This window comes from Enterobacter sp. BNK-22 (assembly GCF_048684805.1).
In the GTDB taxonomy this organism is placed as follows: Bacteria; Pseudomonadota; Gammaproteobacteria; order Enterobacterales; family Enterobacteriaceae; genus Enterobacter; species Enterobacter quasiroggenkampii.
Map to the genome: position 1 here is coordinate 938,331 of NZ_JBLQTT010000001.1, position 23,703 is coordinate 962,033.

Below are 23,703 nucleotides of genomic sequence, written 5' to 3' on the forward strand. Positions count from 1 at the left end.
AAAGAGTGAGGCAGAGACTCTACCGCGCACCTGTTTAGCGGAAGTGGGCGGTTTATGGAGGCCGTGTGGAGCAAGGGCTCAGATCATTCTCATAATGAGGTACAGCGGTGCTCCACCAAAAAAAATGATCAAATAACATTCATAGTAAAAGATCAGATCCTCAATATCGGGCATCGCGTTTAACAGCACGGTGAACGTAATAATGAGATAAACAAAAATCACCATCAGCCAGAAGGCGATGATAAGTAGCTCAATGAACGCGCCGGCTTTATTTTGTATGACCAGAAAAACCACTGACAATGCGATGCAGCCATAGATAAGGGGTGAAGAGAGCAGCGTCGAGGCGACTTTCTCATCCATTCTGTGTACCAGCACCAGCCAGGTATAAAGTAATCCCCACGACAGCAGCAGAAACAGGGAATATATACCCAGTTTTTTAGGAGAAAAATATTTGGAAAATTCCATGTTCATTATTTCAGCCAACTTCATAAAATCTTTAAGAAACAGTGGTAATTTGCAGCGCGCAATGCACAACGCGTTATGCCTCATTAGCGATTTTGAACGGACATTGTCGAGTCTTTATTGACTGAATGTGTAGGCTGTGTGGAGAAATAACCGGGCATTTAAACCACCCGGGAAATTTTCGTGACTACGGCACTTTTTCCCGGAGGCTGTGTCTTATTGTGCTCAAGATATCTGATAGCGTGCTTAAAGGGATTTCACCCGCGGAGATAATATGAACAAAAATACGCTGATCCTTGTTGTTGAAGATGAAGACGAAATCGCCGATATACTGATGAGCTACTTAGAGCGTTCGGGAATGAAAACGCTCAGGGCCAGGCAGGGCGAGCAGGCGATAACGCTCAATCGCCTCCATAAACCGGATCTCATCTTGCTGGATATTCACCTGCCCGTGTGTGACGGCTGGAGCGTGCTTACCACGCTCCGCCATGAAAGTACTGTCCCCGTCATTATGGTTTCCGCTCTCGATCAGGACGTCGATAAACTTATGGGTCTGAGGCTCGGCGCGGATGATTACGTCATCAAACCCTTCAACCCTTCGGAAGTTGTCGCACGGGTTGAGGCGGTGCTGCGTAGAACAAAGCCTGCGCTTCAGCAGGCGGGGGCCATGCCGCTCAGAACGCCATTCATTACGGTCTATCCGGATGATTTCTACGTGGAGGTTACTGCGGGGCCCGAGGTTATCTCCCCGGTCTTAACGACGACCGAATTTAAATTGCTTTCTTACCTGGTGCGGTATCCGCGCAAGGTCTGTTCCCGTGAAGAGTTGCTCAACGCGTGTTTGCCGGAAGGCGATACGCTCGACAGAACCGTCGACAGCCATATGAGCAAGCTGCGAAAAAAACTGGAGCTGGCCGGTCTTTATGGCGTTCCCGAGAGCATCAGGGGCATGGGTTACCGGCTTGGGGAAAAAAAATGAATAAAGAGTCTGTCCTGAGTCGTCAGATCTTAACGTATATGCTGTTGCTGACGTTTACGATAATTGCCATCGCTATACTGGGCTCCTGGTTTTTCTACTCCTTTATTCTGGATCATCTTCCCGGCGGCCCTGCTGCGGGCGATGACGAGCAGATGACGATGTGGGACTGGGTATGGATTGGGACCGCGACAACGATCAGCCTGATCATTGCCGTATTCTTTACGGTCAAACTTTCATCGCGAATACTCACCCCGCTAAACGCGGTCGCGTCCAGCCTGAAAAAAATTTCTCAGGGCGATCTGGACGCCAGGGCATTCTGTGCCAGTTCCCGGCTGGGAGAGATCAATCACCTGGTTACGGATTTCAATGAAATGGCAGAAAAGCTGCAAACGCTGGATATCCAGCGGAAATCCTGGAATGCTGCGATTGCGCATGAACTCAGAACCCCGGTCACCATTTTACGCGGAAGGCTTCAGGGGCTGGTTGACGGGGTGTTTACCCCGGACCCGGTGCTGTTTAGTAACCTCCTCAAACAGACGGAAGGATTAACCCGTCTGATTGAAGATCTCCGGGTTATCAGTTCGGATGGCGGGGCAGGATACACGTTATACCAGGCCAGAACGGATCTGAAAGGGACAATACAGGACGCGCTCGATACCTTCATGCCCGAGTTCAACCGTAAGGCATTTACCGTCCATACTGAACTGAGGGAGCAGCAGTGCGTATGCGATCCCTTACGCATCAATCAGTGTCTGACCGTTTTATTTGACAATGCCTTACACTATTCCACTTCGCGCAAGCTCACGGTAAAAAATGGTGTTTCGGATAAAGGCAATTTTATCCTGATTCAGGATGGGGGACCGGGTATTCCCAGGGAGTTTCATGACTTCCTGTTTCAGCCCTTTCAGCGCGATAACGGCGCCAGACAGTTGAACCCGGAAGGCTGTGGTTTGGGTTTGTCGGTGGTAAAAGCCATCATGCTGGCGCATGGTGGCGATGTTACCTATACCTTATCAACGCAAAACCACTCAATATTTAAACTCACCTGGCCCGACTCGTGAGCGTCAGCGGCAGGTCAAATGTGCCTGCCGGCGGTAAATGCCATATTTTTCCTAGCTTAGCATCCCATTCCTGCGGGGTAATCGACAGTTTACCGCGTCTCGGGCTTAAGGTTATTTCACTGAAATAGATTTCATCATTTTTTAGCATGAGGTCAACGCGGCAGTAGTCAATGCCATCCGCCAGCTCCTGGGATGCCAGCAACGCTTGTCGGAACAAGGCCGGTTCGCCTGGCGCCAACGGTGTATTCGGATATTCCATCTGAAAGGGTTGTAAGTTCCAGTACCTGTCGTAAACGTTGATGAAACCTTTTCCGCTGTCATCCGTAAAATCCGCTTCAACATAGTGGGCAACGCCATGAAAGCAATGGATCCTCAGCATTTCGGGGGCTGTGTTCCTGTCTGCATCATCAAAGAGATCGACAAACGGTTCGCAAAGTATTTTTGGCGTAATGTTTTTGTACTGCCATTCGCGCGTGGTGTAGTACATATTTTTCTTTAACGCGAGACTGAGTTTTTTACACGCTTCCCTGACGTTAAATTGCGCTTTGTTCGTACATATTATTGTGCTGCCACTGTCATGGTTGCACTTAAGGACGAATTTTTCAGGGAGCGTCGAAAAATCAATCTGGGACACCTTACTGTAGACGCCGAGTAATGGCACCGTTTTGACTCGCGTTGTTCTGGAGATTACGTATTCCCGAACGGCGAGTTTATCGGCAAGCAGGGTATAGACGTTATTGTGGTCATAAACCAGACGATGACATATTTTTTCACTCAACGTCGTGGGGGATTTAATGTCAGGATGCTTCCCCGATTTTTTCTTGAGCCTCACAGTATGAAAGTACAGGTCTGTCATTAAAAATGAACGACATTTTCTGATGAGGTACTCGGTATATTTGAGAACGTAAGTGGCGTTGTTCATTTCTTCTCCTCCGTAATGTCCGGATATTCTGGAGAAGAACTGTTGATGTATTTTGCTGAGAATATGGAGCAGCTGTGGAGATGAAAAAGTTAAGGATTAAACAGCGTGTTAAGGCTATTTAATCCTTATTAAGCGTTGCAACGTTTGTTTACCGGTCTTTGCGCCACGCATCGGCTGTCAGTGCTTCACCGAAATGACCGGCAATCAGCCGTTTTGTCAGCTCGTGAAGCGGGGAGGCCATCACATCCGCCGTGCTGCCGCGCTCGACCACTTCACCCTGGTGCATAACCATCACCTGATCGCTGATGTGTTTCATCATCCCCAGATGCTGAGTGACGTAGATATACGAGATGCCCTGTTTTTCCTGCAGCTCCAGCATCAGGTTAATCAGCTGCGAACGCATCGACATATCCAGCGAGGCAAGCGCTTCGTCAGCAATGATCACTTTCGGGCGCAAAATCAACGCACGCGCCAGACCCAGGCGCTGTTTCTGGCCGGGGGCCAGCATGTGCGGGTAGTAGCTTTCGTGGTCCGGTAACAGCCCAACCATGCGCAGGGTTTCGAAGATACGCTTGCGGCGCGCCTCGGGCTCCAGGTCGGTGTTCAGACGCAGCGGAAAATCGAGGATCTGCGAAATGCGCTGGCGTGGGTTGAGCGAGGTCGACGGATCCTGGAAGATCATGCGGATGCGCTGGCTGCGGAAAGAGTAATCCCCGAACGCCAGAGGGTGATCGTCAATCAATACTTCGCCAGCCGTGGGTTCAACCATGCCAGCAAGCATTTTCGCCAGGGTTGATTTCCCGGAACCGTTCTCGCCGATGATCGCCAGGGTCTGTTTTTCACGCAGGGTAAAGCTGAGCGGTTTTACCGCGTCGACAGTTTGACGATGAAACAGCCCTGTGCGGTAGCGAAAGGTCTTACTCAGGTTGCGGACTTCAAGCAAGGTTTCGACCATTTCACTCTCTCTCCATGTTCAGCGGGAAATGACAGGCGTAAAGATGATTTTTGGCCCCGGTCAGGCGTGGCGTCTCGATACATTTACGCTGAGCATACGGACAACGCGGCCCCAGACGACAGCCTATCGGCAACGATTCCAGCAGCGGAATCGCCCCGGGCAGGGTATTCAGGCGGCTCTTATGCGGCATGGCGCTGCCAAAATCGGGAATAGCGCGGATTAGCGCCTGCGTATACGGGTGGTGCGGTGCGGTGATCAGGTCTTCACTCGGCGCGGTTTCGACCGTTTGTCCGCAGTACATCACGTCAATTTTATCCGCCCATTTGCTGAGCATTTGCAGGTCATGGCTGATCAGCAAAATGGTGGTGTTGTTGTTCTGGTTGAGACGCGACAGCAGGCGGAAGATTTGCGCCTGCGTGGTGGGTTCCATCGCGTTCGTCGGTTCATCAGCAATCAGCAAACGCGGCTGATTAGCCAGCGCGATGGCAATCATCACTTTCTGACATTCACCGTCGGTCAACTCGTACGGGAAGCTGCGCATCGCATCTTTGTGATCTTTGATCCCGACGCGGTGTAAAAGCTCAATGGCACGACGCTTGCGCCAGCCAATGCGCTGCCACCAGCGGCCTTTATAGGTCCAGCCGGGGATGTTCTGCATCAACTGTTTGCCCACGCGTTCGGACGGGTCGAGACAGGACTGCGGCTCCTGGAAAATCATCGAGACGTTATGCCCGACCAGCTTACGCCGCTCGCGGGGAGAGAGGCGCAGCAGGTCGATGTCATCAAACCGCATACGGTCGGCGGTCACGCGCCAGTTATCTTTCGCCACGCCGCAGATGGCTTTGGCGATCAGGCTTTTGCCTGAGCCGGATTCCCCCACCAGCCCGCGGATTTCACCTTCCGCGAGGGTGATACTGATGCGATCGACGGCTTTAACCCAGCCTTCACCGGTTTTGAATTCAATGGTGAGGTTGCGAATATCAAGAAGCGGCATTATTGCACCCCCGCGTTAATTGCACGGCGAATACCGTCGCCCAGCAGGTTGATCAGCAGCACGCTCACCATAATGGCCGCACCCGGCAGCATAACCGTCCACGGCGCCACGTAAATTAACTCCAGCGCGTCACCGAGCATCGCACCCCATTCAGGCGACGGCAGCTGCGCGCCGAGGTCGAGGAAGCCGAGCGCCGCAATGTCCAGAATCGCCATCGACAGGGCGCGGGTGATCTCGGTGACCAGCCCGGACGCGATGTTAGGCAGTACGGCAAACCACAGGATGTTGAAGGTGGTCGCGCCGTCCAGACGCGCAGCGACGACATACTCTTTTTCCAGCTCGTCATGCACCATGCTGTAAACCGAGCGCACGATGCGGGGCAGGATAGCCAGCCAGACGGCGAACATGGCATGCGACAGGTGCGGACCGGCAAAGGCAACCACAATGATCGCCAGCAGCAGAGACGGAATCGACAACAACGTATCCAGAATGTGGTTAAGCACCGCCGAACGCAGGCCATGCGTGGATCCCGCAAAAATACCCAGCGCCAGCCCGCAGATCGTGGCCGCGAGCGTCACCACAAACGCGCCGCCAACCGTCGGGGCCGCACCGCTCAGCAGGCGGCTCAACACGTCACGTCCAAGGTCGTCCGTTCCCAGGAAGAAGGAGACTTCCCCGTAGCGGGACCAGGACGGCGGCAGCAGCTGATAGCCAAGGAACTGCTGGTCAATGCCGTACGGCGCAAACCAGGAGCCAAAGACGCACAGCAACACCAGACCGGCACAGCCATAAAGGCCGATCATTGCCGTGGTATCGCCATAGAATTTACGCCACACGGTACGCAGCACACCGGGTGTGCGCTTTTCACTGTATACGCTATCGTAAGGCATACCATTCCTTATGCTTCAATGGGTTGGCCATGGCACCCAGAATATCGGACAACACGTTGACAATAATCACCAGCGAACCAATCACCATCACGCCTGCGGAAATCGCGGCGTAGTCCTGCTGGCGGATAGCGTTAATCAGCCACCGTCCCAGGCCAGGCCAGCTAAAGACCATCTCGGTGATCATGGCCAGCGTGAGCATGGTGGAAAACTGTAATCCCAGACGCGGAATAACCGGCGGCAGCGCGTTGTGCAGGACGTTGCGGCGCAGGATGGTCAGGCGCGACAGTCCGCGCGTGGCGGCGGCTTTGACATAGTTCTGGTCAAACACCTCGATGGTGCTCAGGCGCATCAGGCGGATCACTTCGGTTGTTGGCGCAACCGCCAGCGTCAGCACCGGCAATACCATATGGCGCAGGGCGCTGACGATCATCTCGTGACGCCACACCGAATCAGACAGCCACGCATCGATGATGGCAAAGCCCGTCACCGATTTAACCGTGTAGAGCAGGTCAAAACGGCCAGAAACCGGTAGCCAGCCCATTGTCAGCGAGAAGAAAAGCGTCAGCAACAGCGCCAGCCAAAAGACCGGGATGGAGAAGCCGAGCAGGGCGAGGGCGCTGATAAACTTATCCTGCCATTTGTTGCGATATATCCCGGCCAGCATGCCCACGGGGATCCCGACCATCAGGGCAAAACCGAAGGCCAGAATGCACAGTTCCATCGTGGCCGGGAAAACCTCTTTCAACTGATCGGAAATAAGCTGCCCGTTAATGCTGGATACGCCGAAATCCCAGTGCAGCAGTCCGTTAAACCAGAAGAGCCAGGCATCCCACAGCGACGATCCCTGGAGCGGAGCGTGGGGCGTGAAATAGCTCAGACTAAAGCCGACAAAGTTCAGGAAAAAGAGCGTCACCAGCAGCAAAAGGAGCCGACGCAAGGTAAAAATAATCATGGTTTTTTCACCTCTTGTTCTTTTTCACGCGACACGCCGGCGAACGAGGCGTTGCCAAACGGGCTCAGCACCAGGCCTTTAATATCATAGCGATACGCCTGAAGGCGCAGGGAAGAGGCCAGCGGCAGCACCGGCAGTTCCTGAGCAAGGATCTTCTGCGCTTCATCATAGGCGTCGATGCGCGAGGCCAGTTGTTGGGAAGCCAGCGCTTTTTGCAGCACGACGTCAAACTCCCGGTTACACCAGTGCGCATAGTTGGTCTGCGAGTTTATCGCCGCACAGCTCAGCAGCGGCCGGAAGAAGCTGTCCGGGTCGTTGCTGTCGGTGGCCCAGCCGGTGAGGGTTAAATCATGATTCATATCCATCAGGCGCGCCTCCTGGAAACGGCCCTCTACCGGTACGATGATCACTTTAACGCCTACCTGCGCCATATCCGCCTGCAGCAGTTCGGCGGTCTTGAGCGGGCTGGGGTTCCACGCCTGGGAGCTGGTGGGCACCCAAAGCTGCAGCGTGAGGTTTTCTGCCCCCAGCGCTTTCAGCTGTTCACGCGCTTTTGCCGGATTGTATTCCGTAATTTTAGCCTCACCGTCGTAGGCCCACGAGGCGCGCGGTAAAATTGAGGCGGCGGTTTCCGCCGTGCCGTAATAGATCGACTGCATCAGGCGCTGGTTGTTAATGGCCAGCGCCAGAGCGTGCCGAACGGCAGGGTTATTCAACGGCGGCTTATCCGTGTTAAAGGCCAGATACGCGATATTCATACCGGGGCGTAACGTCAGGCGCAGGCGCGGATCGTCGCGCAAAATGGTGAGCTGGCTGGCCGCGGGCCAGGCGAGCACGTCACATTCCCCGGTAAGCAGTTTCGAGAGCCGCCCCGTTCCGCCAGAGCCGAGATCCACCACCACCTGCGGCATCAGCGGCGTGCCGCGCCAGAAGTGTTCGTGGCGCTGCAGACGAATATATTGACCAGCGCGGTATTCGGCCAACTGGAACGGACCGGTGCCAACCGGCTGGCGATCGAGCAGTTCCTGACGATCTTTTTTCGTCAGCTGAGCCGCGTATTCGGCTGACATAACGGATGCATAGTGGGTTGCCAGGTGCCAGAGGAAGGAGGCATCCGGGCGCGTCAGCGTGAATTCAACCGTGCGGTTGTCCAGTTTGCGCACGCTTTTCACGGTGTCGGCAAACTGCAGGCTGTCGAAATAGGGGAAATTGCTGCCGTTAACGTTATGCCACGGATGGTTGCGGTTGAAGATACGCTGAAAGGTGAAGACCACGTCATCCGCATTCAGCTTGCGCGAGGGGGTAAACCACGGCGTACGCTGAAACGCGACATCATCGCGCAGGTGAAAACGGTAGGTTGCGCCGTTATCCAGCACTTCCCAGCTTTCCGCAAGCTCGGGCACGAGACGGTAGGTGTACGGGTCAACATCAAGCAGACGATCGTAAAGCTGCGCGGCAAGGGTATCCACGATCAGGCCGCTGCCCGCTTTTTGCGGGTTGAAGGTATCCACCTGGCCGCTTACGCAATAGACGAAGCCGCTGTCACGAATGTCAGGCTGCGGCGTTTGCCCGGGCGCGGCAAAGGCCTGGCTGCTAAACAGACCAAGTGCAAAAAAGGACGATAAAACCAGACGCATAATTTTTAAGGTATTAAATATGAAGTGGCTATCCTACTAATTTTAAACGACATTATCCAGTATCGTTTAAGCCTGAGGGCATAATGGGGGCAGTAACGTTTGCAGTCGGTCACTCAGCGTCACAACCCGATGCACGTTCATACCTGCAATCCACTTTGAATATACCTCATGGACTATCTTAGCATTTTCGTGGCGTATCTGACTCGCTATAAACGAAGGATTTAACCCGGCAGACAGGGTTTCGCAAAGTCGGTCGGTATAGTTACGTCTTCGCTGGGTAAAATGACAGGAATGCAGAGTACATTCCAGGTGCGATATCATTTTAATTGTAATATGTGTCTGATATATTATGATTTTTTACTAAAGTAAAACAAGTTATGGCATTCAGACTACCCGCCAAACGCGAAGTGTTTGCATACTTTTGCCTGGGATTATGGTTTTACGGGATGTGTCGGCTTGACATCTATACAAGCGATGCGTACTTGATAGAACCAGGTTCTGTTTATTGGCCAATTATCTTGATTTCAGTCGCTATAGGTGCCTTTGCATCATGGCGCGTTTCGTCACGCGTCAAAAGCAAAGAGGGTAAACTGGAGCGCGTTAAGTTTTTCCTGGCTTGTTTTGTGTTTGTAGTGGGTGTCGTATCTTTCACACTCTGGGTAAGCACTGAAGCAATCATCGTTTCAAGTGCAACGCAAACAGTTAGCGGAACTTACCCTTTCAGGATGAACTACCCAGGACCTTCATGCGGAAAACATTGCCGTTGCAAGGCTGGGGTTGTCTATTATGACGAATTCTTAAAGCGTGAAATTGAATTCTGCCAGTGGGATGACGCTTCGTCTTTTTTCTACACAGACTCTATTCGTGTGGTCAAAAAAGTCAATGCTCACGGCGGTAAAATAATAAGCCATGAGGCAATTCACTAATTCAAAAGAGTGTCCTGAGATAGCTACATAATGAATAATAAGAGTGCCCAGAAGCAAGCGCATCACTGGAATAGTGAGCTTAGTGTCTTGAAAATAAAGTTTTTTTGATCAAGTGAAATGATGCCGACAGCTAAAAGTAACGAACCACCGCTCGCCATGGTTAAAAGGTTCAAATAGAATTTCCAGGGGTGTTTAGAGCAATAAACATAATACTTCTCATAGGTTCCGTTGAGCCAGCCAATAAAAACTCCTGTCCTCAGAGCTTTACTTGTATGCCAGATGTAGAAAATACCGCCTAAGCAGAATGCGAGAGAAATCAAAAAATCTAAAATAGCCATCTTAATAATATCCTTATTCTTCTTGATTCATCTATTGTTTTTTTTTCATAAAATAAGTGAATTTTAAAGTGATAGACACTGTCATCGCATTTGATGCTTTTTGAGCAATGCCCTTAACTGATGGTAGGTCAAATCCAGCAGTTCAGCCGCCCGTTTCTGGTTGTATTTCGCCATCTTCAGGCTTTGCTCCAGCAGCTGTTTCTCCTGGTCGTGCTGGAACTGGCGCAGATCAAGGGGAAGAGCAGGGGCGTCGCCTGGAGATGCTGGTGCGGGCAAGGTCGGGGCGCTGCGCTGAAAAGGATCGATAATGATGTTGTCCAGCTCCGTCTCGCTGCTGCCGTGGCGATAGACGGAACGCTCCACGACGTTTTTCAGCTCGCGGATATTGCCCGGCCAGTGGTACGAGAGCAGCGTCTCCCGTGCATAATCGCTGAAGCCGGGGAACAGCGGCAGTCCGAGCTCGCGGCACATCTGAATCGCAAACTGGTCTGCCAGCAGCATAATGTCGCTTCTTCGCTCGCGCAGCGGAGGAAGCTGCACGACGTCAAAGGCCAGGCGGTCGAGCAGGTCGGCACGGAATTTCTCCTGTGCCACCCTCTCCGGCAGGTTGGCGTTAGTGGCACACACCAGGCGCACGTTCACCTGCAGCGGCTGGCTACCGCCGACGCGCTCCAGTTCGCCGTATTCAATCACGCGTAGCAGTTTCTCCTGCACCAGCATGGGCGCGGTGGCCAGCTCATCAAGAAACAGCGTACCGCCGTCGGCGCGCTCAAAGCGTCCGGGATGGCGTCTCTGGGCGCCGGTAAACGCGCCCGCTTCATGGCCGAAGAGCTCGGTATCAAGCAGGTTTTCATTCAGCGCCGCGCAGTTAAGGGAAATGAAGGGGCCGTCCCAGCGCCCGGATAAGTAGTGCAGACGGTTGGCGATGAGTTCCTTACCCGTACCGCGCTCGCCGATAATCAGCACCGGTTTATTGAGCGGCGCCAGGCGAGAAACCTGTTCCAGCACTTCCAGAAAACTGTTTGCTTCGCCGAGTAAATTGTCTTTGTATCCAGCCATGATGAAATTAACCACTCCTTAGCGATATTCACCAGGCAAGAATAGTTCTTCACTGCATGAAAATCAACCATGACCTGTTAAATCAATAAGATAAAAAGTTGGCATGAGATTTGTATTATCTGTGCAGCAGGGCATCGCCCGATAACAGAACTATGAGGAGTCAATTATGGGTATTTTTTCTCGTTTTGCCGACATCGTGAACGCCAACATCAACTCACTGCTGGAGAAAGCGGAAGATCCGCAGAAGCTGGTGCGTCTGATGATTCAGGAAATGGAAGACACGCTGGTTGAAGTGCGCTCTACCTCCGCCCGCGCGCTGGCGGAGAAAAAACAGCTTACGCGTCGTATTGAACAGGCCACCGCTCAGTTGAACGAATGGCAGGAAAAAGCAGAACTCGCGCTGCGCAAAGACAAAGAGGATCTGGCCCGTGCGGCGCTGATCGAAAAACAGAAGCTGGCAGACATGGTCGCGACGCTCGAGCATGAAGTGACGCTGGTGGATGACACGCTCACCCGCATGAAGAAAGAGATTGGCGAGCTGGAAAACAAGCTGAGCGAAACCCGCGCGCGTCAGCAGGCGCTGACCCTGCGTCATCAGGCGGCAAGCTCTTCCCGTGACGTGCGTCGCCAGCTCGACAGCGGTAAGCTTGATGAAGCGATGGCCCGTTTTGAGTCGTTTGAGCGTCGTATCGACCAGATGGAAGCGGAAGCCGAAAGTCACGGTATCGGTAAGCAGAAGTCGCTGGATCAGCAGTTTGCTGACCTCAAGGCCGATGATGAAATCAGCGAGCAACTGGCGGCACTGAAAGCCAAAATGAAGCAAGATAACCAATAATAATTCGTGCGGCACCTGAACGTGCCGCATCGTAAGACAAGGAGTACACATGAGCGCGCTTTTTCTGGCTATTCCCCTGACTATTTTCGTGCTGTTCGTTTTGCCGATTTGGCTATGGCTGCACTACAGCAACCGTTCCTCACGGGGCGAACTCTCCCAGAGTGAACAACAGCGTCTGGTACAGCTCTCCGACGAGGCGAACAAAATGCGCGAACGCATTCAGGCGCTGGAAGCCATCCTGGATGCTGAACATCCAAACTGGAGGGACCGTTAATGTCTGGACTGAATCTGAACAAAAAACTGTGGCGAATTCCACAGCAGGGCATGGTACGCGGCGTCTGTGCCGGGCTGGCTCATTATCTTGACGTCCCGGTTAAGCTGGTACGCGTGGTGACGGTGCTGTCGATCTTCTTTGGTCTGGCATTTATTACCCTGGTCGCGTACATCGTGCTGTCGTTTGTTCTTGACCCGATGCCGGAAGGAGAACTGGCGGCGGAAGGCGCCCCCACCAGCAGCGATCTCCTTAATGCTGTTGATGAACAACTCGCTGCCGGGGAGAAGCGGTTACGGGAAATGGAACGCTATGTCACGTCGGATACTTTTACGCTGAGAAGTCGTTTTCGTCAGCTTTAAGAGAGAGAAGAGATGAAACAACACTGGCAACAGGCCGGTCAGAAGGTTAAACCCGCCCTCAAAATCGCAGGTAAACTGGTCCTGCTGACCGCGTTACGTTTCGGCCCGGCAGGCGTGGCGGGGTGGGCGATAAAATCCGTTGCCCGCAAGCCGGTCAGAATGGTTCTGGCCGTGGCGCTCGAACCGCTGTTGCAAAAAGTGGCAAAACGGCTGTCGCGCCGCTACTTGTCCCAGTAATTCCCTCACGCGTTAGCCCTTACTCTTCCAGGAGAGGGGCTGGCGATGATTAACCGCACTTCCTCGTTAACCCTGCTTTCTTTGCGGCAGCTCACAATATTGTGCTGAGCTGCTTTGCAATCGTGTTTTTCTCCTGCCCGGTCCGTTGACAGATATTTTTCATGGGAGTAGATTGCCACTCCGTGGGACCGCTACCATGGAAAATCAAGTGAACGGAAAAATTAAAGCACTCATTAATCTTGTTTATGGAAAAACGTTTTCTGAAGCACATCTTCATGTGTTGCTGGAAAATATTGAAAAGGCCGCCTCTGTTATTACAGAAAAGCGTAAAATGGGCTGGGATGAAAAAGATGTCGTTCTGATAACCTATGCCGATCAGTTTTCAGCGAAAGGGGAGAAAGCACTCCCTGTTTTTACACGTTTTTATAACAAATGGCTTTCGCGTTCTTTTTCTCATGTCCATCTTTTGCCTTTTTATCCATGGTCCTCGGACGACGGCTTTTCTGTCATTGATTATCATGAAGTTGCGCCTGAAACCGGAACATGGCGAGATGTTGCTGAATTAAAACAGTCAGCCAGCCTGATGTTTGATTTCGTCTGCAATCATATGTCGGCCAAAAGTGCCTGGTTTGCTAATTATCTGAAGCAAATGCCAGGGTATGATGATTTCTTTATTTCTGTCGATCCTGAAACAGATTTATCCGCGGTGACGCGTCCGCGTGCCTTACCGCTTCTTACCCCTTTCACGCTGCATGATGGCAGCGTACGACACCTGTGGACCACCTTCAGTGAGGACCAGGTTGATCTCAACTTCGCCTCTCCGCAGGTGCTGATTGCGATGGTCGACGTGCTGCTGCATTACCTTATTGAAGGGGCGCGATATATTCGACTGGATGCCGTTGGGTTCATGTGGAAAATACCGGGAACGAGCTGCATTCACCTTGAGCAAACCCACCAGCTCATCCAGCTTTTCCGCGCCATTACCGAGGCGGTTGCCCCCGGCACGGTGATAATCACCGAGACGAACGTTCCGCATAAAGATAACGTCTCTTACTTCGGTGACGGCGAAAATGAAGCGCAGATGGTTTATCAGTTCTCGTTGCCCCCGCTGGTGCTGCATGCGGTGCATTGTCAGGATGTGCGCACGCTGAGTCAGTGGGCGGCATCGCTGGCGTTGCCTTCTACCAAAACCACCTGGTTCAACTTCCTGGCCTCGCATGATGGCATTGGTCTTAACCCATTACGCGGAATATTACCTGAGTCGGAGATCCTCTCGCTTGTAGAGAAGCTTCAGTCTGAAGGCGCGTTGGTTAACTGGAAAAATAACCCGGATGGCACACGAAGCCCTTATGAAATTAATGTGACCTATCTGGATGCATTAAGTACGCGAGAAAGTCATGATAGCGATCGCATAGCCCGGTTTATTCTGGCTCATGCCGTCCTTTTAAGCTTCCCCGGTGTGCCTGCGATTTATATCCAGAGTATTCTCGGCTCCCGTAATGATTATGACGGCGTAGAGCGTCTGGGATATAACCGTGCGATAAATCGCGAAAAATATACCGCAGGACAAATTGATAGCGCGCTTGAAGATAAAAGCAGTCTGCGTTATCAGGTCTATTGTGCGTTAAGCCAGTTAATCATACTGCGTCGTGCGGAAAAAGCATTCCACCCTGACAGTCAGGCTTATTTTAGCACGTCAGGTGAGCATGTTTTAAAAATTGTTCGCGTGGCGGATTGTGGTGAAAAAATAATAGCGCTATTTAATTTCAGTGATGCTCCTCAAACGGTTGAATCTGACATTCACGCCGGAAGGGAATTGATTAGCGGAGAAGATATTACCGACACGACTCTGACCCTAAATCCATGGCAGGTTTTGTGGATTAAAGAAAACTAAAAAGGACCTTAAACATGAAAACACCCAGAATTGTGCTGATATCAGCACTGGTTTCGTGCGCCCTGTTATCAGGCTGTAAGGATGACAAAGCGTCCTCTGTCACCATTGAGTTTATGCACTCGTCGGTAGAGCAGGAGCGTCAGGCCGTTATTACGAAACTGATCGAAAAATTCGAGAAAGAGAACCCTGACATCACGGTAAAACAGGTGCCGGTGGAAGAGGATGCCTACAACACCAAGGTGATTACGCTGGCAAGAACCGGCGCGCTGCCTGAAGTGATTGAGGTCAGCCATGACTACGCAAAAGTGATGGATAAAGAACAGCTTCTGGATCGTGACGCTATCGCTGAAGCCGTTAAGGCGGTGGGGGAAAACACCTTCTATGACGGAATCTTACGCGTAGTCCGTACGGAAGATGGCGCAGCCTGGACGGGTGTGCCGGTCAGCGCCTGGCTTTCCGGCGTCTGGTATCACAAAGATGTGCTGGCCGCGGCGGGCATTGAGGAGCCGCATAACTGGGAACAGCTTCTGCAAGCCAGCCAGCGTCTGAACGACCCGGCTAAAAAGCATTACGGCATCGCGCTGCCGACGGCGGAAAGCGTGATGACCGAGCAGTCATTCTCTCAGTTTGCCCTTTCCGGTGGCGCGAACGTGTTTGATGCAAAAGGCAATGTCGATATCGATACCCCGGAAATGGCAAAAGCGCTGGCGTTTTATAAAGCGCTGGCTGCGACCACCATGCCGGGTTCGAACGATGTCATGGAGATCAAAGACGCCTTCATGAACGGTTCTGCGCCGATGGCGGTTTATTCCACCTACATCCTGCCTGCCGTCTACAAGGACGGAAACCCTTCTAATCTGGGCTTCGTTGTCCCGACTGAAACGTCATCGGCGGTGTACGGCATGATCACCTCGCTCACGATCACCACCGGACAAACCGAAGCGGAGACCAAAGCGGCCGAGAAGTTTGTTACCTGGATGGAACAGGCTCAAAACGCGACGGACTGGGTCATGATGTCGCCGGGCGCGGCGCTGCCGGTAAACAAACTGGTGGTGGGCACGGAGACCTGGAAAAACAACGACGTGATTAAAGCGTTTGGGCAGTTGCCTTATGAGCTGATTGCGCAGTTCCCGAACGTGCAGGTGTTTGGCGCCGTGGGGGATAAAAACTTCACCCGCATGGGCGACGTGACGGGCTCCGGCATTATCAGTTCCATGGTGCATAACGTCACGGTGGGGCAGAAGGACCTTAACACAACGTTAAGCAGCAGCCAGAAGCGACTGACTGATCTCATTACACAACGATAGGAGCGCTCTGCGGAAGGAAATTATGAAGACGTTGTTTTCTGGTCGTTCAGATATGCCTTTCGCCATGCTGCTGTTGGCCCCCAGCCTGATTCTGCTGGGGGGCCTGGTGGCCTGGCCAATGATTTCCAATATTGAAATCAGTTTTTTACGCTTGCCGCTCAATCCGCGCATTAGCGCCGTGTTTGTCGGACTGGACAATTACATTCGCATTCTCAGCGATGCCGCTTTCTGGCACTCGCTGTGGATGACCTTCTGGTACACGGCGCTGGTAGTGATTGGCAGCACGGTGCTGGGGCTTGCCGTCGCCATCTTTTTCAATCGCGAGTTTCGCCTGCGCAAGACGGCACGTTCACTGGTGATTTTATCCTACGTCACGCCGTCTATTTCGCTGGTGTTTGCCTGGAAATACATGTTCAACAACGGCTACGGCATCGTGAACTATCTGGGTGTAGACCTGTTGCACCTGTATGACCAGGCGCCGCTGTGGTTTGACAACCCGAACAGCAGCTTCGTACTGGTGGTGCTGTTCGCGATCTGGCGTTACTTCCCGTACGCGTTTATCTCATTCCTGGCGATTTTACAGACCATTGATAAATCCCTGTATGAAGCGGCGGAAATGGACGGTGCAAATGCCTGGCAGCGTTTTCGTATCGTCACGCTGCCCGCGATTATGCCGGTGCTGGCCACGGTGGTCACGCTTCGCACCATCTGGATGTTCTACATGTTTGCTGACGTCTACCTGCTGACCACGAAGGTCGATATTTTGGGCGTCTATCTCTACAAAACCGCATTCGCTTTCAACGATTTGGGCAAAGCAGCGGCGATCTCTGTGGTGCTGTTCGTGATTATCTTCGCTGTGATTCTGCTGACCAGAAAAAGGGTGAACCTCAATGGCAACAAATAAACGCGTACTGAGCCGTATTGGTTTTTATCTGGGGCTGGCGGTATTTCTGATCATCACGCTTTTCCCGTTCTTCGTGATGCTGATGACGTCATTCAAGAGCGCCAAAGAGGCGATTTCGCTCCATCCGACCATTCTGCCGCAGGCGTGGACGCTGCAGCATTACATCGACATCTTTAACCCGCTGATCTTCCCGTTTGTGGATTACTTCAGAAACAGCATGGTGGTGTCGCTGACCTCATCGGTGATTGCCGTGTTTCTCGGTACGCTGGGCGCTTACGCCTTGTCCAAGCTGCGTTTTAAGGGCCGTACGACGATCAATGCGAGTTTTTACACCGTCTACATGTTCTCCGGCATCTTGCTGGTGGTGCCGTTGTTCAAAATCATCACCGCGCTGGGGATCTACGACACCGAGCTGGCGCTGATTATCACCATGGTGACGCAGACGTTACCGACGGCGGTGTTCATGCTGCGCAGCTACTTCGACACCATTCCGGACGAAATAGAAGAAGCCGCAATGATGGACGGCCTTAACCGCCTGCAAATCATCTTCCGTATTACCGTGCCGCTGGCGATATCCGGGCTCGTATCGGTGTTTGTCTACTGCTTCATGGTGGCGTGGAACGACTATCTGTTTGCGTCCATTTTCCTGTCCAGCGCCAGCAACTTCACCTTGCCGGTCGGGCTGAACACGCTCTTTAGCACACCTGATTATATCTGGGGTCGCATGATGGCGGCATCGCTGGTGACGGCACTTCCGGTGGTCATCATGTACGCCCTGTCTGAACGTTTTATTAAAAGTGGTTTGACCGCCGGTGGCGTGAAGGGCTGAGGCGGCCAATTTTAACAAGGAGTCAATCATGAAAAAATTAGTTGCGACAGCGCCACGCGTGGCGGCGCTCGTAGAGTATGAAGATCGCCCGGTTGCGGGACATGAAGTGAAAATTCGTGCCTGCTTTGGCGCACCGAAACACGGTACCGAAGTGGTGGATTTCCGCGCGGCAAGTCCGTTTATCGATGAAGAGTTCAATGCGGAGTGGCAGATGTTTACCCCGCGCGAAGAGGGGGCGGCCCGCGGGATAGAATTCGGTAAGTTCCAGCTGGGCAATATGATTGTCGGCGACATTATCGAATGCGGTGCTGACGTCACGGAATACCAGACGGGCGATCGCGTCTGCTGTTACGGGCCGCTTCAGGAGACGGTCATTGTGAATGCCGTCAACAACTACAAGCTGCGCAAAATGCCGCAGGGTGCCTCCTGGAAGAACGCCGTCTGCTACGATCCGGCACAGTTTGCCATGAGCGGCGTGCGTGATGCCAACGTGCGGGTCGGGGATTTTGTCGTGGTGGTAGGCCTCGGCGCGATTGGACAGATTGCGATCCAACTGGCGAAAAACGCCGGCGCGTCAGTCGTCATCGGCGTGGATCCTATCGAACACCGTTGCGACATTGCCCGCCGTCATGGCGCGGACCATTGCCTGAACCCAATCGGCACAGATGTCGGTCTGGAAATTAAAAAGCTGACCGGAAAGCAGGGCGCAGATGTGATCATCGAGACCAGCGGCTTTGCCGATGCGCTGCAGTCCGCACTGCGCGGCCTCGCCTACGGCGGCACCATTTCCTACGTTGCGTTCGCTAAACCGTTCGCTGCAGGCTTCAATCTGGGGCGTGAAGCGCACTTCAACAACGCGAAGATTGTCTTCTCCCGCGCCTGCAGTGAGCCAAACCCGGACTACCCGCGCTGGAGCCGCAAGCGTATTGAAGAGACCTGCTGGGAACTGCTGATGAACGGTTATCTGAATTGTGAAGATCTGATCGACCCGGTCGTGACCTTCACCAGCAGCGCTGAAAGCTACATGAAATATGTGGATCAGCATCCGGAACTGAGCATCAAAATGGGCGTCACTTTTTAAGCTAAGGAAAGCAACTCATGAAAATCGCAACACAAAATCAGGCCTTTTTCCCGGGCAATATCCTGGAGAAATTCGAGTACATCAAAGCGATGGGTTTTGATGGCTATGAAATTGACGGCAAGCTGCTGGTGGAAAACCTCGCCGAGGTGAAAGCGGCGATTAAGGCCACCGGCCTGCCGGTCACGACCGCCTGCGGCGGATACGATGGCTGGATTGGTGACTTTATCGAAGAGCGTCGTCTGAACGGCTTAGCGCAGATTGAATGCATTCTGGAAGCGCTGGCCGAAGTGGGCGGCAAAGGCATTATCGTGCCTGCAGCCTGGGGCATGTTCACCTTCCGTTTACCGCCAATGACTTCACCACGCAGCCTCGAAGGCGACCGCAAAGCGGTAAGTGCTTCGCTGCGCTGGCTGGATGAGGTAGCAGCGCGCACCGGAACCACCGTCTATCTGGAGCCGCTGAACCGCTATCAGGATCACATGATCAACACCCTGGCTGACGCACGACGCTATATCGAAGAGAACGCCCTCAAGCACGTGCAGATCATCGGTGATTTCTATCATATGAACATTGAAGAAGATTCGCTGACGGAGGCGCTGCATCAGCATCGCGATCTGCTGGGCCACGTGCACATCGCTGATAACCACCGTTACCAGCCGGGAAGCGGTAGCCTCGATTTTGTCAGCCTGTTCGATCAGCTGCGTGCGGATAATTACCAGGGCTATGTGGTTTACGAGTGCCGCGTACGTGCTGAAGATCCCGCTCAGGCTTATCGGGATTCCCTCACTTATTTACGTGAATGCTAAGGATGACGAGCGTGATGAGTGCTTCAACAACGTCGCCACTGCGCGTCGCCATCATTGGCGCCGGGCAGGTTGCGGACAAAGTGCATGCCTCGTATTACGCCACGCGCAGTGATGTTCAAATGGTGGCTGTCATGGACAGCCGCCTCGAACAGGCACAGGCTTTTGCGGAGCGTCATGCCATACCGTCGGCGTGGCAGGACGCGTGCGCCATGCTGGAGGCGGTTAAGCCGGACGTGGTGAGCGTTTGTTCGCCAAACCGATTTCATTTTGAGCATGTGATGGCGGCGCTGGAGGCTGGCTGTCATGTGATGTGCGAAAAACCGCCCGCCATGACGCCGCAAGAGGCCGATGAGATGCGGATGGCTGCACGCAAGGCGGGGAAGGTGCTGGCATATGATTTTCATCACCGCTTCGCGCTCGACACGCAGCTGCTGCGCGAGGCCGTGATGAACGGAACGCTGGGCGAAATCTACTTCACCTCGGCGCAGGCGCTGCGGCGCTGTGGCGTGCCGGGCTGGGGCGTCTTCACTAACAAAGCGCTGCAGGGCGGTGGGCCGCTGATTGACATTGGCATTCACATGCTGGATGCCGCGATGTACGTACTGGGTTTCCCGGCGGTCAAAAGGGTCACGTCGCACGGCTTCCAGAGGCTGGGAACCCAAAAAAGCAGCGGCCAGTTCGGCGCGTGGGATCCCGCACAGTTTACGGTGGAAGATGCCCTGTTTGGCACTATCGAATTCTGCAACGGCGGCATTTTGCGTCTGGACACCTCGTTCGCGCTGAATATCCGCGAGCAGTCGATCATGAATGTCGCCTTTTGCGGTGAAAAGGCGGGGGCGACGCTTTTCCCGGCCCACGTTTATCAGGACGACGCCGGGACGTTACAAACCCTGGTTCAGCGTGAAGAGGCTGACGACCAGCGCCATTTACGCAGCATGGAGGCCTTTGTTCGTCACGTTCAGGGAGAGCCCGTAATGATTGCAGATGCTGAACAGGGGCTGGTGATTCAGCAGCTTGTCGCGGCGCTTTATCAATCGGCAGAAACAGGGGAAAGCGTAACATTATGCTGAGCGTGTCTGTATTAACCGATCCGGGCTTTTGTCCGCACAGTCTGAATAAGTACGCATCCATTATGGCATGCGGTAACGGCTACATGGGCATTCGCGCTGCGCATGAAGAAGATTACACCCAGCAAACCCGAGGAATGTATCTTGCGGGTCTCTATCATCAGGCGGGACGTAACGAGACCACTGAGCTGATCAATTTGCCCGATATCACCGGTATCGAGGTTGAGCTGGACGGGGTGAATTACACCCTTCTGGCCGGGGACATTCTTGAGTGGCAGCGCGAGCTTGCGTTTGCCAACGGCGAACTGCATCGCCGCGTCGTCTGGCGTTCGCCCAACGGAAAGCGCTATCGCCTGGAGAGTCGTCGTTTTGTCTCTCTGGATCAGCTGCCGCTTGTGGCCATGCAGTTTGCGATCACCCCGCTGGATGATGCCTCGCAGGTGGTGATGAAAACCGGCATTGATGCGACACAAACCAATACGGGCCGGCAACATCTGGATGAAATTTCCGTCAGGGTGTTCGACCAGCACTATATGCAGGGTGTGTATGAAACGCAGGACCGGGCCGCTGATGTTGTCATCTCAGCCTTTTGTCAGCTATCAGCCGACAGCGAAAGCTGCTTTACCGCTAAAAATCGTCGGCTCTCTGCCCACTATTCCCTGACGATACCGCAGGGTGACACTGTCACGCTGGATAAGTTTGTCTGGGTGGTCCATCGCAGCGATAAAGCCCTGTCACAGGAATCTTTCGCGCGCGGCGCGCTGGCGGATCTCAAGGTTTGTGCAGCAAGGGGTTATGCCTCGCTGCTGGAAAGTTCAGCCTGCGCATGGGAAGACGTATGGCGTGACGCCCGGGTGGAGGTGGCTTCTGCATCTCCTGACGATCAGATGGCGCTGGACTATGCCGTCTGGCATCTGACCACCATGACGCCAGCCCATGATGAGCGGAGCAGCATTGCCGCTAAGGGATTGACCGGCGAGGGGTATAAAGGTCATGTCTTCTGGGACACCGAAATATTCCTGCTGCCTTTCCATCTTTTCACTCGTCCGCAAGTGGCCCGCAGTCTGCTGCGCTATCGCTGGCTGAACCTGGCCGGGGCCCGGGAAAAAGCCCGCCGCAACGGCTGGCCAGGCGCGCTGTTCCCGTGGGAGAGTGCCGCGAGCGGCAAAGAGGAGACGCCGGAGTTTGCGGCTATCAACATCCGTACGGGCATGCGGCAGAAAGTGGCCTCCGCCCTGGCCGAACACCACATCGTGGCGGACATTGCCTGGGCCGTTGTGGCCTACTGGCAGGCCACGCGCGATGACGCGTTTATGCGTAATGAAGGGCTGACCCTGCTGGTGGAGACGGCAACGTTCTGGATGGGCCGCGCCACGGAGGTCAACGGGCGCCTGGAAATTCATGATGTGATTGGGCCGGACGAATACACCGAGCATGTGAATAACAACGCCTACACCAACTATCTGGCCTGGCACAACGTGGCCAGCGCATGCCGGTTTATGTCGATGTTTGAGCGTGAAGAGGCCTGCTTCATGGAGAAGGCGACCACCTTCCTGGCCCGCTTGTGGCTGCCGGAAGCCGACGCCGGGGGAGTGATCCCGCAGGACGATTCGTTCATGGCGAAACCCGCCATCGATTTAAGCCGCTATAAAGCCAAAGCGGGTAAGCAGACCATCCTGCTGGATTACTCTCGCGCGGAAGTTAACGAGATGCAAATCCTCAAGCAGGCTGACGTGGTGATGCTTAACTACCTGTTGCCGGAGAAATTTACCCCAGCCCAGTGCGCGGCCAACCTGGCGTTTTACGAGCCGCGGACGATCCATGACTCTTCGTTGAGCAAGGCTATTCACGGCATTGTGGCCGCCCGCTGTGGCAATACGGAAGGGGCTTACGCCTTCTGGCGCGCTGGCGTGGCTATCGATCTGGGCGACGATCCGCACAGCAGCGATGACGGCATTCATGCCGCGGCCACGGGGGCCATCTGGTCCGGCGTCATTCAGGGGTTTGCCGGCATGCAGATTGTTGAGGGCGAGCTACACCTTGCGCCGAAGCTACCCGCTCACTGGCGAAAACTTGCCTTCCCGCTGCGCTGGCAGAACTCACGCCTGCGCTTCACGTTTGAAAATGACGTTTTAACCCTCGATACCTCCGCGCCCGTCACGTTAACGCTGTGGGGAAAAAAGGTTTGCGTATCGGAGCGGCAGGCATTCTCTCGTAGGGAATTTCTTACATCTTTTAATGGGACCGCTACCACGGAGGCCAGCGATGAAGCCTGAAGCGGTTGTATTCGATCTTGATGGGGTTATCACCGATACCGCACATCTGCACTTTCTCGCCTGGCGTTCGGTCGCGCAGGAGATCGGCATCACTATCGATGAGGTGTTTAACGAGGAGCTGAAGGGAATTAGCCGCATGGAATCCCTGCAGCGGATCCTGCGACACGGTGGGAAAGAGGGGGCGTTTGACGATAAACAGTGCCTGGCGCTGGCGGGGAAGAAAAATGCGCTCTACGTCGCATCGCTGTCGTCATTGACCGAGGCGTCGCTGCTGCCGGGTATCCGGGAGGTGCTGGCGGACATTCGGGCGGCAGAGGTGAAAATTGGGCTCGCCTCCGTTTCCCTCAATGCACCTGGAATACTGCATGCCCTGGGTATTCATGACGCCTTTGATTTTTGCGCTGATGCCTCCCGCATTGTCTGTTCAAAACCGGATCCGGAGATCTTCCTCGCCGCCTGTGCTGGCCTGAACGTCCGCCCTGGTGCGGCCATCGGGGTCGAAGATGCGCCAGCAGGCGTGGCGGCGATCAACGCGGCGGGCATGCTGTCGGTCGGGATTGGCTCAGGCCTGACCCATGCGGGATTACAGCTCCATTCAACGCAGGAACTGACCTGGAAATGCCTGACCGATTTCTGGGCCTCCCGAGCGTATTGATAAG

At 53.9% G+C, this 23,703-nt stretch carries 25 protein-coding genes; 16 read left to right on the forward strand and 9 right to left on the reverse strand.

Annotated features, from left to right (window positions below):
• Positions 1-78 precede the first annotated feature (78 nt).
• Complete coding sequence (locus ACMGGE_RS04310; protein ID WP_196353007.1) at positions 79-465, reverse strand: transporter; 387 nt, start codon at positions 463-465, stop codon at positions 79-81.
• A 271-nt stretch (positions 466-736) separates the two neighbouring features.
• On the opposite strand from ACMGGE_RS04310, the gene ACMGGE_RS04315 reads away from it, so the two are divergent.
• Entirely contained in the window at positions 737-1,441 is a 705-nt protein-coding gene (locus tag ACMGGE_RS04315; RefSeq protein WP_063621860.1) for a response regulator, read from the forward strand.
• Positions 1,438-2,502: an ATP-binding protein gene (locus ACMGGE_RS04320; RefSeq protein ID WP_420293393.1), complete on the forward strand. Its 1,065-nt coding sequence runs from the start codon at positions 1,438-1,440 to the stop codon at positions 2,500-2,502. The genes ACMGGE_RS04315 and ACMGGE_RS04320 overlap by 4 nt, the downstream gene beginning before the upstream one ends.
• On the opposite strand, the gene ACMGGE_RS04325 is transcribed toward ACMGGE_RS04320, so the two are convergent.
• From ACMGGE_RS04325 to sapA, 6 genes are all read right to left on the reverse strand, one after another.
• Complete coding sequence (locus tag ACMGGE_RS04325) at positions 2,483-3,424, reverse strand: ATP-grasp fold amidoligase family protein (protein ID WP_420293394.1); 942 nt, start codon at positions 3,422-3,424, stop codon at positions 2,483-2,485. The two genes, ACMGGE_RS04320 and ACMGGE_RS04325, sit on opposite strands and share 20 nt — an antisense overlap.
• Positions 3,425-3,572: 148 nt before the next feature.
• Positions 3,573-4,379: a putrescine export ABC transporter ATP-binding protein SapF gene (sapF, locus tag ACMGGE_RS04330; protein ID WP_420293395.1), complete on the reverse strand. Its 807-nt coding sequence runs from the start codon at positions 4,377-4,379 to the stop codon at positions 3,573-3,575.
• Position 4,380: 1 nt separating this feature from the next.
• Positions 4,381-5,373 carry a putrescine export ABC transporter ATP-binding protein SapD gene (gene sapD, locus ACMGGE_RS04335; RefSeq protein ID WP_025756605.1) on the reverse strand — a complete coding sequence of 331 codons (993 nt, stop codon included), beginning with the start codon at positions 5,371-5,373 and terminating at the stop codon, positions 4,381-4,383.
• A complete protein-coding gene (sapC, locus tag ACMGGE_RS04340) occupies positions 5,373-6,263 on the reverse strand; it encodes a putrescine export ABC transporter permease SapC (protein ID WP_045908876.1) in 891 nt (296 codons plus the stop codon). Before sapC ends, sapD begins: the two co-directional genes overlap by 1 nt.
• Complete coding sequence (sapB, locus tag ACMGGE_RS04345) at positions 6,250-7,215, reverse strand: putrescine export ABC transporter permease SapB (RefSeq protein WP_023616846.1); 966 nt, start codon at positions 7,213-7,215, stop codon at positions 6,250-6,252. Before sapB ends, sapC begins: the two co-directional genes overlap by 14 nt.
• Positions 7,212-8,852: an ABC transporter substrate-binding protein SapA gene (gene sapA, locus ACMGGE_RS04350; protein ID WP_420293396.1), complete on the reverse strand. Its 1,641-nt coding sequence runs from the start codon at positions 8,850-8,852 to the stop codon at positions 7,212-7,214. Before sapA ends, sapB begins: the two co-directional genes overlap by 4 nt.
• Before the next feature lie 377 nt (positions 8,853-9,229).
• Here sapA and ACMGGE_RS04355 point away from each other — a divergent pair, with 377 nt between their 5' ends.
• A complete protein-coding gene (locus ACMGGE_RS04355) occupies positions 9,230-9,778 on the forward strand; it encodes a hypothetical protein (RefSeq protein WP_420293397.1) in 549 nt (182 codons plus the stop codon).
• A 62-nt stretch (positions 9,779-9,840) separates the two neighbouring features.
• Here ACMGGE_RS04355 and ACMGGE_RS04360 read toward each other — a convergent pair whose 3' ends face one another.
• Together ACMGGE_RS04360 and pspF are read right to left on the reverse strand one after the other, a co-directional pair.
• Positions 9,841-10,116 carry a hypothetical protein gene (locus tag ACMGGE_RS04360; RefSeq protein WP_420293398.1) on the reverse strand — a complete coding sequence of 92 codons (276 nt, stop codon included), beginning with the start codon at positions 10,114-10,116 and terminating at the stop codon, positions 9,841-9,843.
• Positions 10,117-10,197: 81 nt separating this feature from the next.
• The gene (gene pspF / locus ACMGGE_RS04365; RefSeq protein ID WP_420293399.1) at positions 10,198-11,190 is read right to left on the reverse strand and encodes a phage shock protein operon transcriptional activator; all 993 of its coding nucleotides are present in this window, start codon (positions 11,188-11,190) and stop codon (positions 10,198-10,200) included.
• Positions 11,191-11,341: 151 nt separating this feature from the next.
• Here pspF and pspA point away from each other — a divergent pair, with 151 nt between their 5' ends.
• The 13 genes from pspA (at position 11,342) to pgmB (ending at position 23,699) form a co-directional block, all read left to right on the forward strand.
• Positions 11,342-12,010 (forward strand): phage shock protein PspA, encoded by a 669-nt coding sequence (pspA, locus tag ACMGGE_RS04370; protein WP_023617933.1) that lies wholly within the window; start codon positions 11,342-11,344, stop codon positions 12,008-12,010.
• 49 nt (positions 12,011-12,059) lie between these two features.
• Entirely contained in the window at positions 12,060-12,284 is a 225-nt protein-coding gene (gene pspB, locus ACMGGE_RS04375; protein WP_023312045.1) for an envelope stress response membrane protein PspB, read from the forward strand.
• Positions 12,284-12,643, forward strand: coding sequence for an envelope stress response membrane protein PspC (gene pspC / locus ACMGGE_RS04380; RefSeq protein WP_023617934.1), 360 nt, complete (start codon positions 12,284-12,286; stop codon positions 12,641-12,643). Before pspB ends, pspC begins: the two co-directional genes overlap by 1 nt.
• Before the next feature lie 12 nt (positions 12,644-12,655).
• Entirely contained in the window at positions 12,656-12,880 is a 225-nt protein-coding gene (gene pspD / locus ACMGGE_RS04385; RefSeq protein WP_420293400.1) for a phage shock protein PspD, read from the forward strand.
• 196 nt (positions 12,881-13,076) lie between these two features.
• Positions 13,077-14,774 (forward strand): alpha-amylase family glycosyl hydrolase, encoded by a 1,698-nt coding sequence (locus ACMGGE_RS04390; protein WP_420293401.1) that lies wholly within the window; start codon positions 13,077-13,079, stop codon positions 14,772-14,774.
• A 14-nt stretch (positions 14,775-14,788) separates the two neighbouring features.
• Positions 14,789-16,081 carry an ABC transporter substrate-binding protein gene (locus tag ACMGGE_RS04395; RefSeq protein ID WP_063621847.1) on the forward strand — a complete coding sequence of 431 codons (1,293 nt, stop codon included), beginning with the start codon at positions 14,789-14,791 and terminating at the stop codon, positions 16,079-16,081.
• Positions 16,082-16,103: 22 nt separating this feature from the next.
• Complete coding sequence (locus ACMGGE_RS04400) at positions 16,104-16,985, forward strand: carbohydrate ABC transporter permease (RefSeq protein WP_045908871.1); 882 nt, start codon at positions 16,104-16,106, stop codon at positions 16,983-16,985.
• A complete protein-coding gene (locus tag ACMGGE_RS04405) occupies positions 16,972-17,814 on the forward strand; it encodes a carbohydrate ABC transporter permease (RefSeq protein WP_008501243.1) in 843 nt (280 codons plus the stop codon). The genes ACMGGE_RS04400 and ACMGGE_RS04405 overlap by 14 nt, the downstream gene beginning before the upstream one ends.
• A gap of 28 nt (positions 17,815-17,842) precedes the next feature.
• Entirely contained in the window at positions 17,843-18,895 is a 1,053-nt protein-coding gene (locus ACMGGE_RS04410) for a zinc-dependent alcohol dehydrogenase (RefSeq protein WP_248221532.1), read from the forward strand.
• A 17-nt stretch (positions 18,896-18,912) separates the two neighbouring features.
• Positions 18,913-19,701, forward strand: coding sequence for a sugar phosphate isomerase/epimerase family protein (locus ACMGGE_RS04415; protein WP_420293402.1), 789 nt, complete (start codon positions 18,913-18,915; stop codon positions 19,699-19,701).
• A gap of 11 nt (positions 19,702-19,712) precedes the next feature.
• Positions 19,713-20,771 carry a Gfo/Idh/MocA family protein gene (locus tag ACMGGE_RS04420; RefSeq protein WP_420293403.1) on the forward strand — a complete coding sequence of 353 codons (1,059 nt, stop codon included), beginning with the start codon at positions 19,713-19,715 and terminating at the stop codon, positions 20,769-20,771.
• Positions 20,765-23,044 (forward strand): glycoside hydrolase family 65 protein, encoded by a 2,280-nt coding sequence (locus ACMGGE_RS04425; protein WP_420293404.1) that lies wholly within the window; start codon positions 20,765-20,767, stop codon positions 23,042-23,044. The genes ACMGGE_RS04420 and ACMGGE_RS04425 overlap by 7 nt, the downstream gene beginning before the upstream one ends.
• Positions 23,034-23,699, forward strand: coding sequence for a beta-phosphoglucomutase (gene pgmB, locus ACMGGE_RS04430; protein WP_045908866.1), 666 nt, complete (start codon positions 23,034-23,036; stop codon positions 23,697-23,699). Before ACMGGE_RS04425 ends, pgmB begins: the two co-directional genes overlap by 11 nt.
• The last annotated feature ends 4 nt before the right edge of the window (positions 23,700-23,703 follow it).

Bases quoted from the DNA above. Each gene is read 5' to 3' on its own strand.
- sapD (WP_025756605.1), bottom strand. From the start codon at position 5,373: ATGCCGCTTCTTGATATTCGCAACCTCACCATTGAATTCAAAACCGGT.
- ACMGGE_RS04395 (WP_063621847.1), top strand. From the start codon at position 14,789: ATGAAAACACCCAGAATTGTGCTGATATCAGCACTGGTTTCGTGCGCC.
- ACMGGE_RS04410 (WP_248221532.1), top strand. From the start codon at position 17,843: ATGAAAAAATTAGTTGCGACAGCGCCACGCGTGGCGGCGCTCGTAGAG.
- sapA (WP_420293396.1), bottom strand. From the start codon at position 8,852: ATGCGTCTGGTTTTATCGTCCTTTTTTGCACTTGGTCTGTTTAGCAGC.
- ACMGGE_RS04390 (WP_420293401.1), top strand. From the start codon at position 13,077: ATGGAAAATCAAGTGAACGGAAAAATTAAAGCACTCATTAATCTTGTT.
- ACMGGE_RS04325 (WP_420293394.1), bottom strand. From the start codon at position 3,424: ATGAACAACGCCACTTACGTTCTCAAATATACCGAGTACCTCATCAGA.
- ACMGGE_RS04400 (WP_045908871.1), top strand. From the start codon at position 16,104: ATGAAGACGTTGTTTTCTGGTCGTTCAGATATGCCTTTCGCCATGCTG.
- ACMGGE_RS04315 (WP_063621860.1), top strand. From the start codon at position 737: ATGAACAAAAATACGCTGATCCTTGTTGTTGAAGATGAAGACGAAATC.
- pgmB (WP_045908866.1), top strand. From the start codon at position 23,034: ATGAAGCCTGAAGCGGTTGTATTCGATCTTGATGGGGTTATCACCGAT.
- sapC (WP_045908876.1), bottom strand. From the start codon at position 6,263: ATGCCTTACGATAGCGTATACAGTGAAAAGCGCACACCCGGTGTGCTG.
- pspC (WP_023617934.1), top strand. From the start codon at position 12,284: ATGTCTGGACTGAATCTGAACAAAAAACTGTGGCGAATTCCACAGCAG.
- ACMGGE_RS04405 (WP_008501243.1), top strand. From the start codon at position 16,972: ATGGCAACAAATAAACGCGTACTGAGCCGTATTGGTTTTTATCTGGGG.
- pspA (WP_023617933.1), top strand. From the start codon at position 11,342: ATGGGTATTTTTTCTCGTTTTGCCGACATCGTGAACGCCAACATCAAC.
- ACMGGE_RS04425 (WP_420293404.1), top strand. From the start codon at position 20,765: ATGCTGAGCGTGTCTGTATTAACCGATCCGGGCTTTTGTCCGCACAGT.
- pspB (WP_023312045.1), top strand. From the start codon at position 12,060: ATGAGCGCGCTTTTTCTGGCTATTCCCCTGACTATTTTCGTGCTGTTC.
- ACMGGE_RS04310 (WP_196353007.1), bottom strand. From the start codon at position 465: ATGGAATTTTCCAAATATTTTTCTCCTAAAAAACTGGGTATATATTCC.
- ACMGGE_RS04320 (WP_420293393.1), top strand. From the start codon at position 1,438: ATGAATAAAGAGTCTGTCCTGAGTCGTCAGATCTTAACGTATATGCTG.
- ACMGGE_RS04355 (WP_420293397.1), top strand. From the start codon at position 9,230: ATGGCATTCAGACTACCCGCCAAACGCGAAGTGTTTGCATACTTTTGC.
- ACMGGE_RS04360 (WP_420293398.1), bottom strand. From the start codon at position 10,116: ATGGCTATTTTAGATTTTTTGATTTCTCTCGCATTCTGCTTAGGCGGT.
- ACMGGE_RS04415 (WP_420293402.1), top strand. From the start codon at position 18,913: ATGAAAATCGCAACACAAAATCAGGCCTTTTTCCCGGGCAATATCCTG.
- sapF (WP_420293395.1), bottom strand. From the start codon at position 4,379: ATGGTCGAAACCTTGCTTGAAGTCCGCAACCTGAGTAAGACCTTTCGC.
- sapB (WP_023616846.1), bottom strand. From the start codon at position 7,215: ATGATTATTTTTACCTTGCGTCGGCTCCTTTTGCTGCTGGTGACGCTC.
- pspD (WP_420293400.1), top strand. From the start codon at position 12,656: ATGAAACAACACTGGCAACAGGCCGGTCAGAAGGTTAAACCCGCCCTC.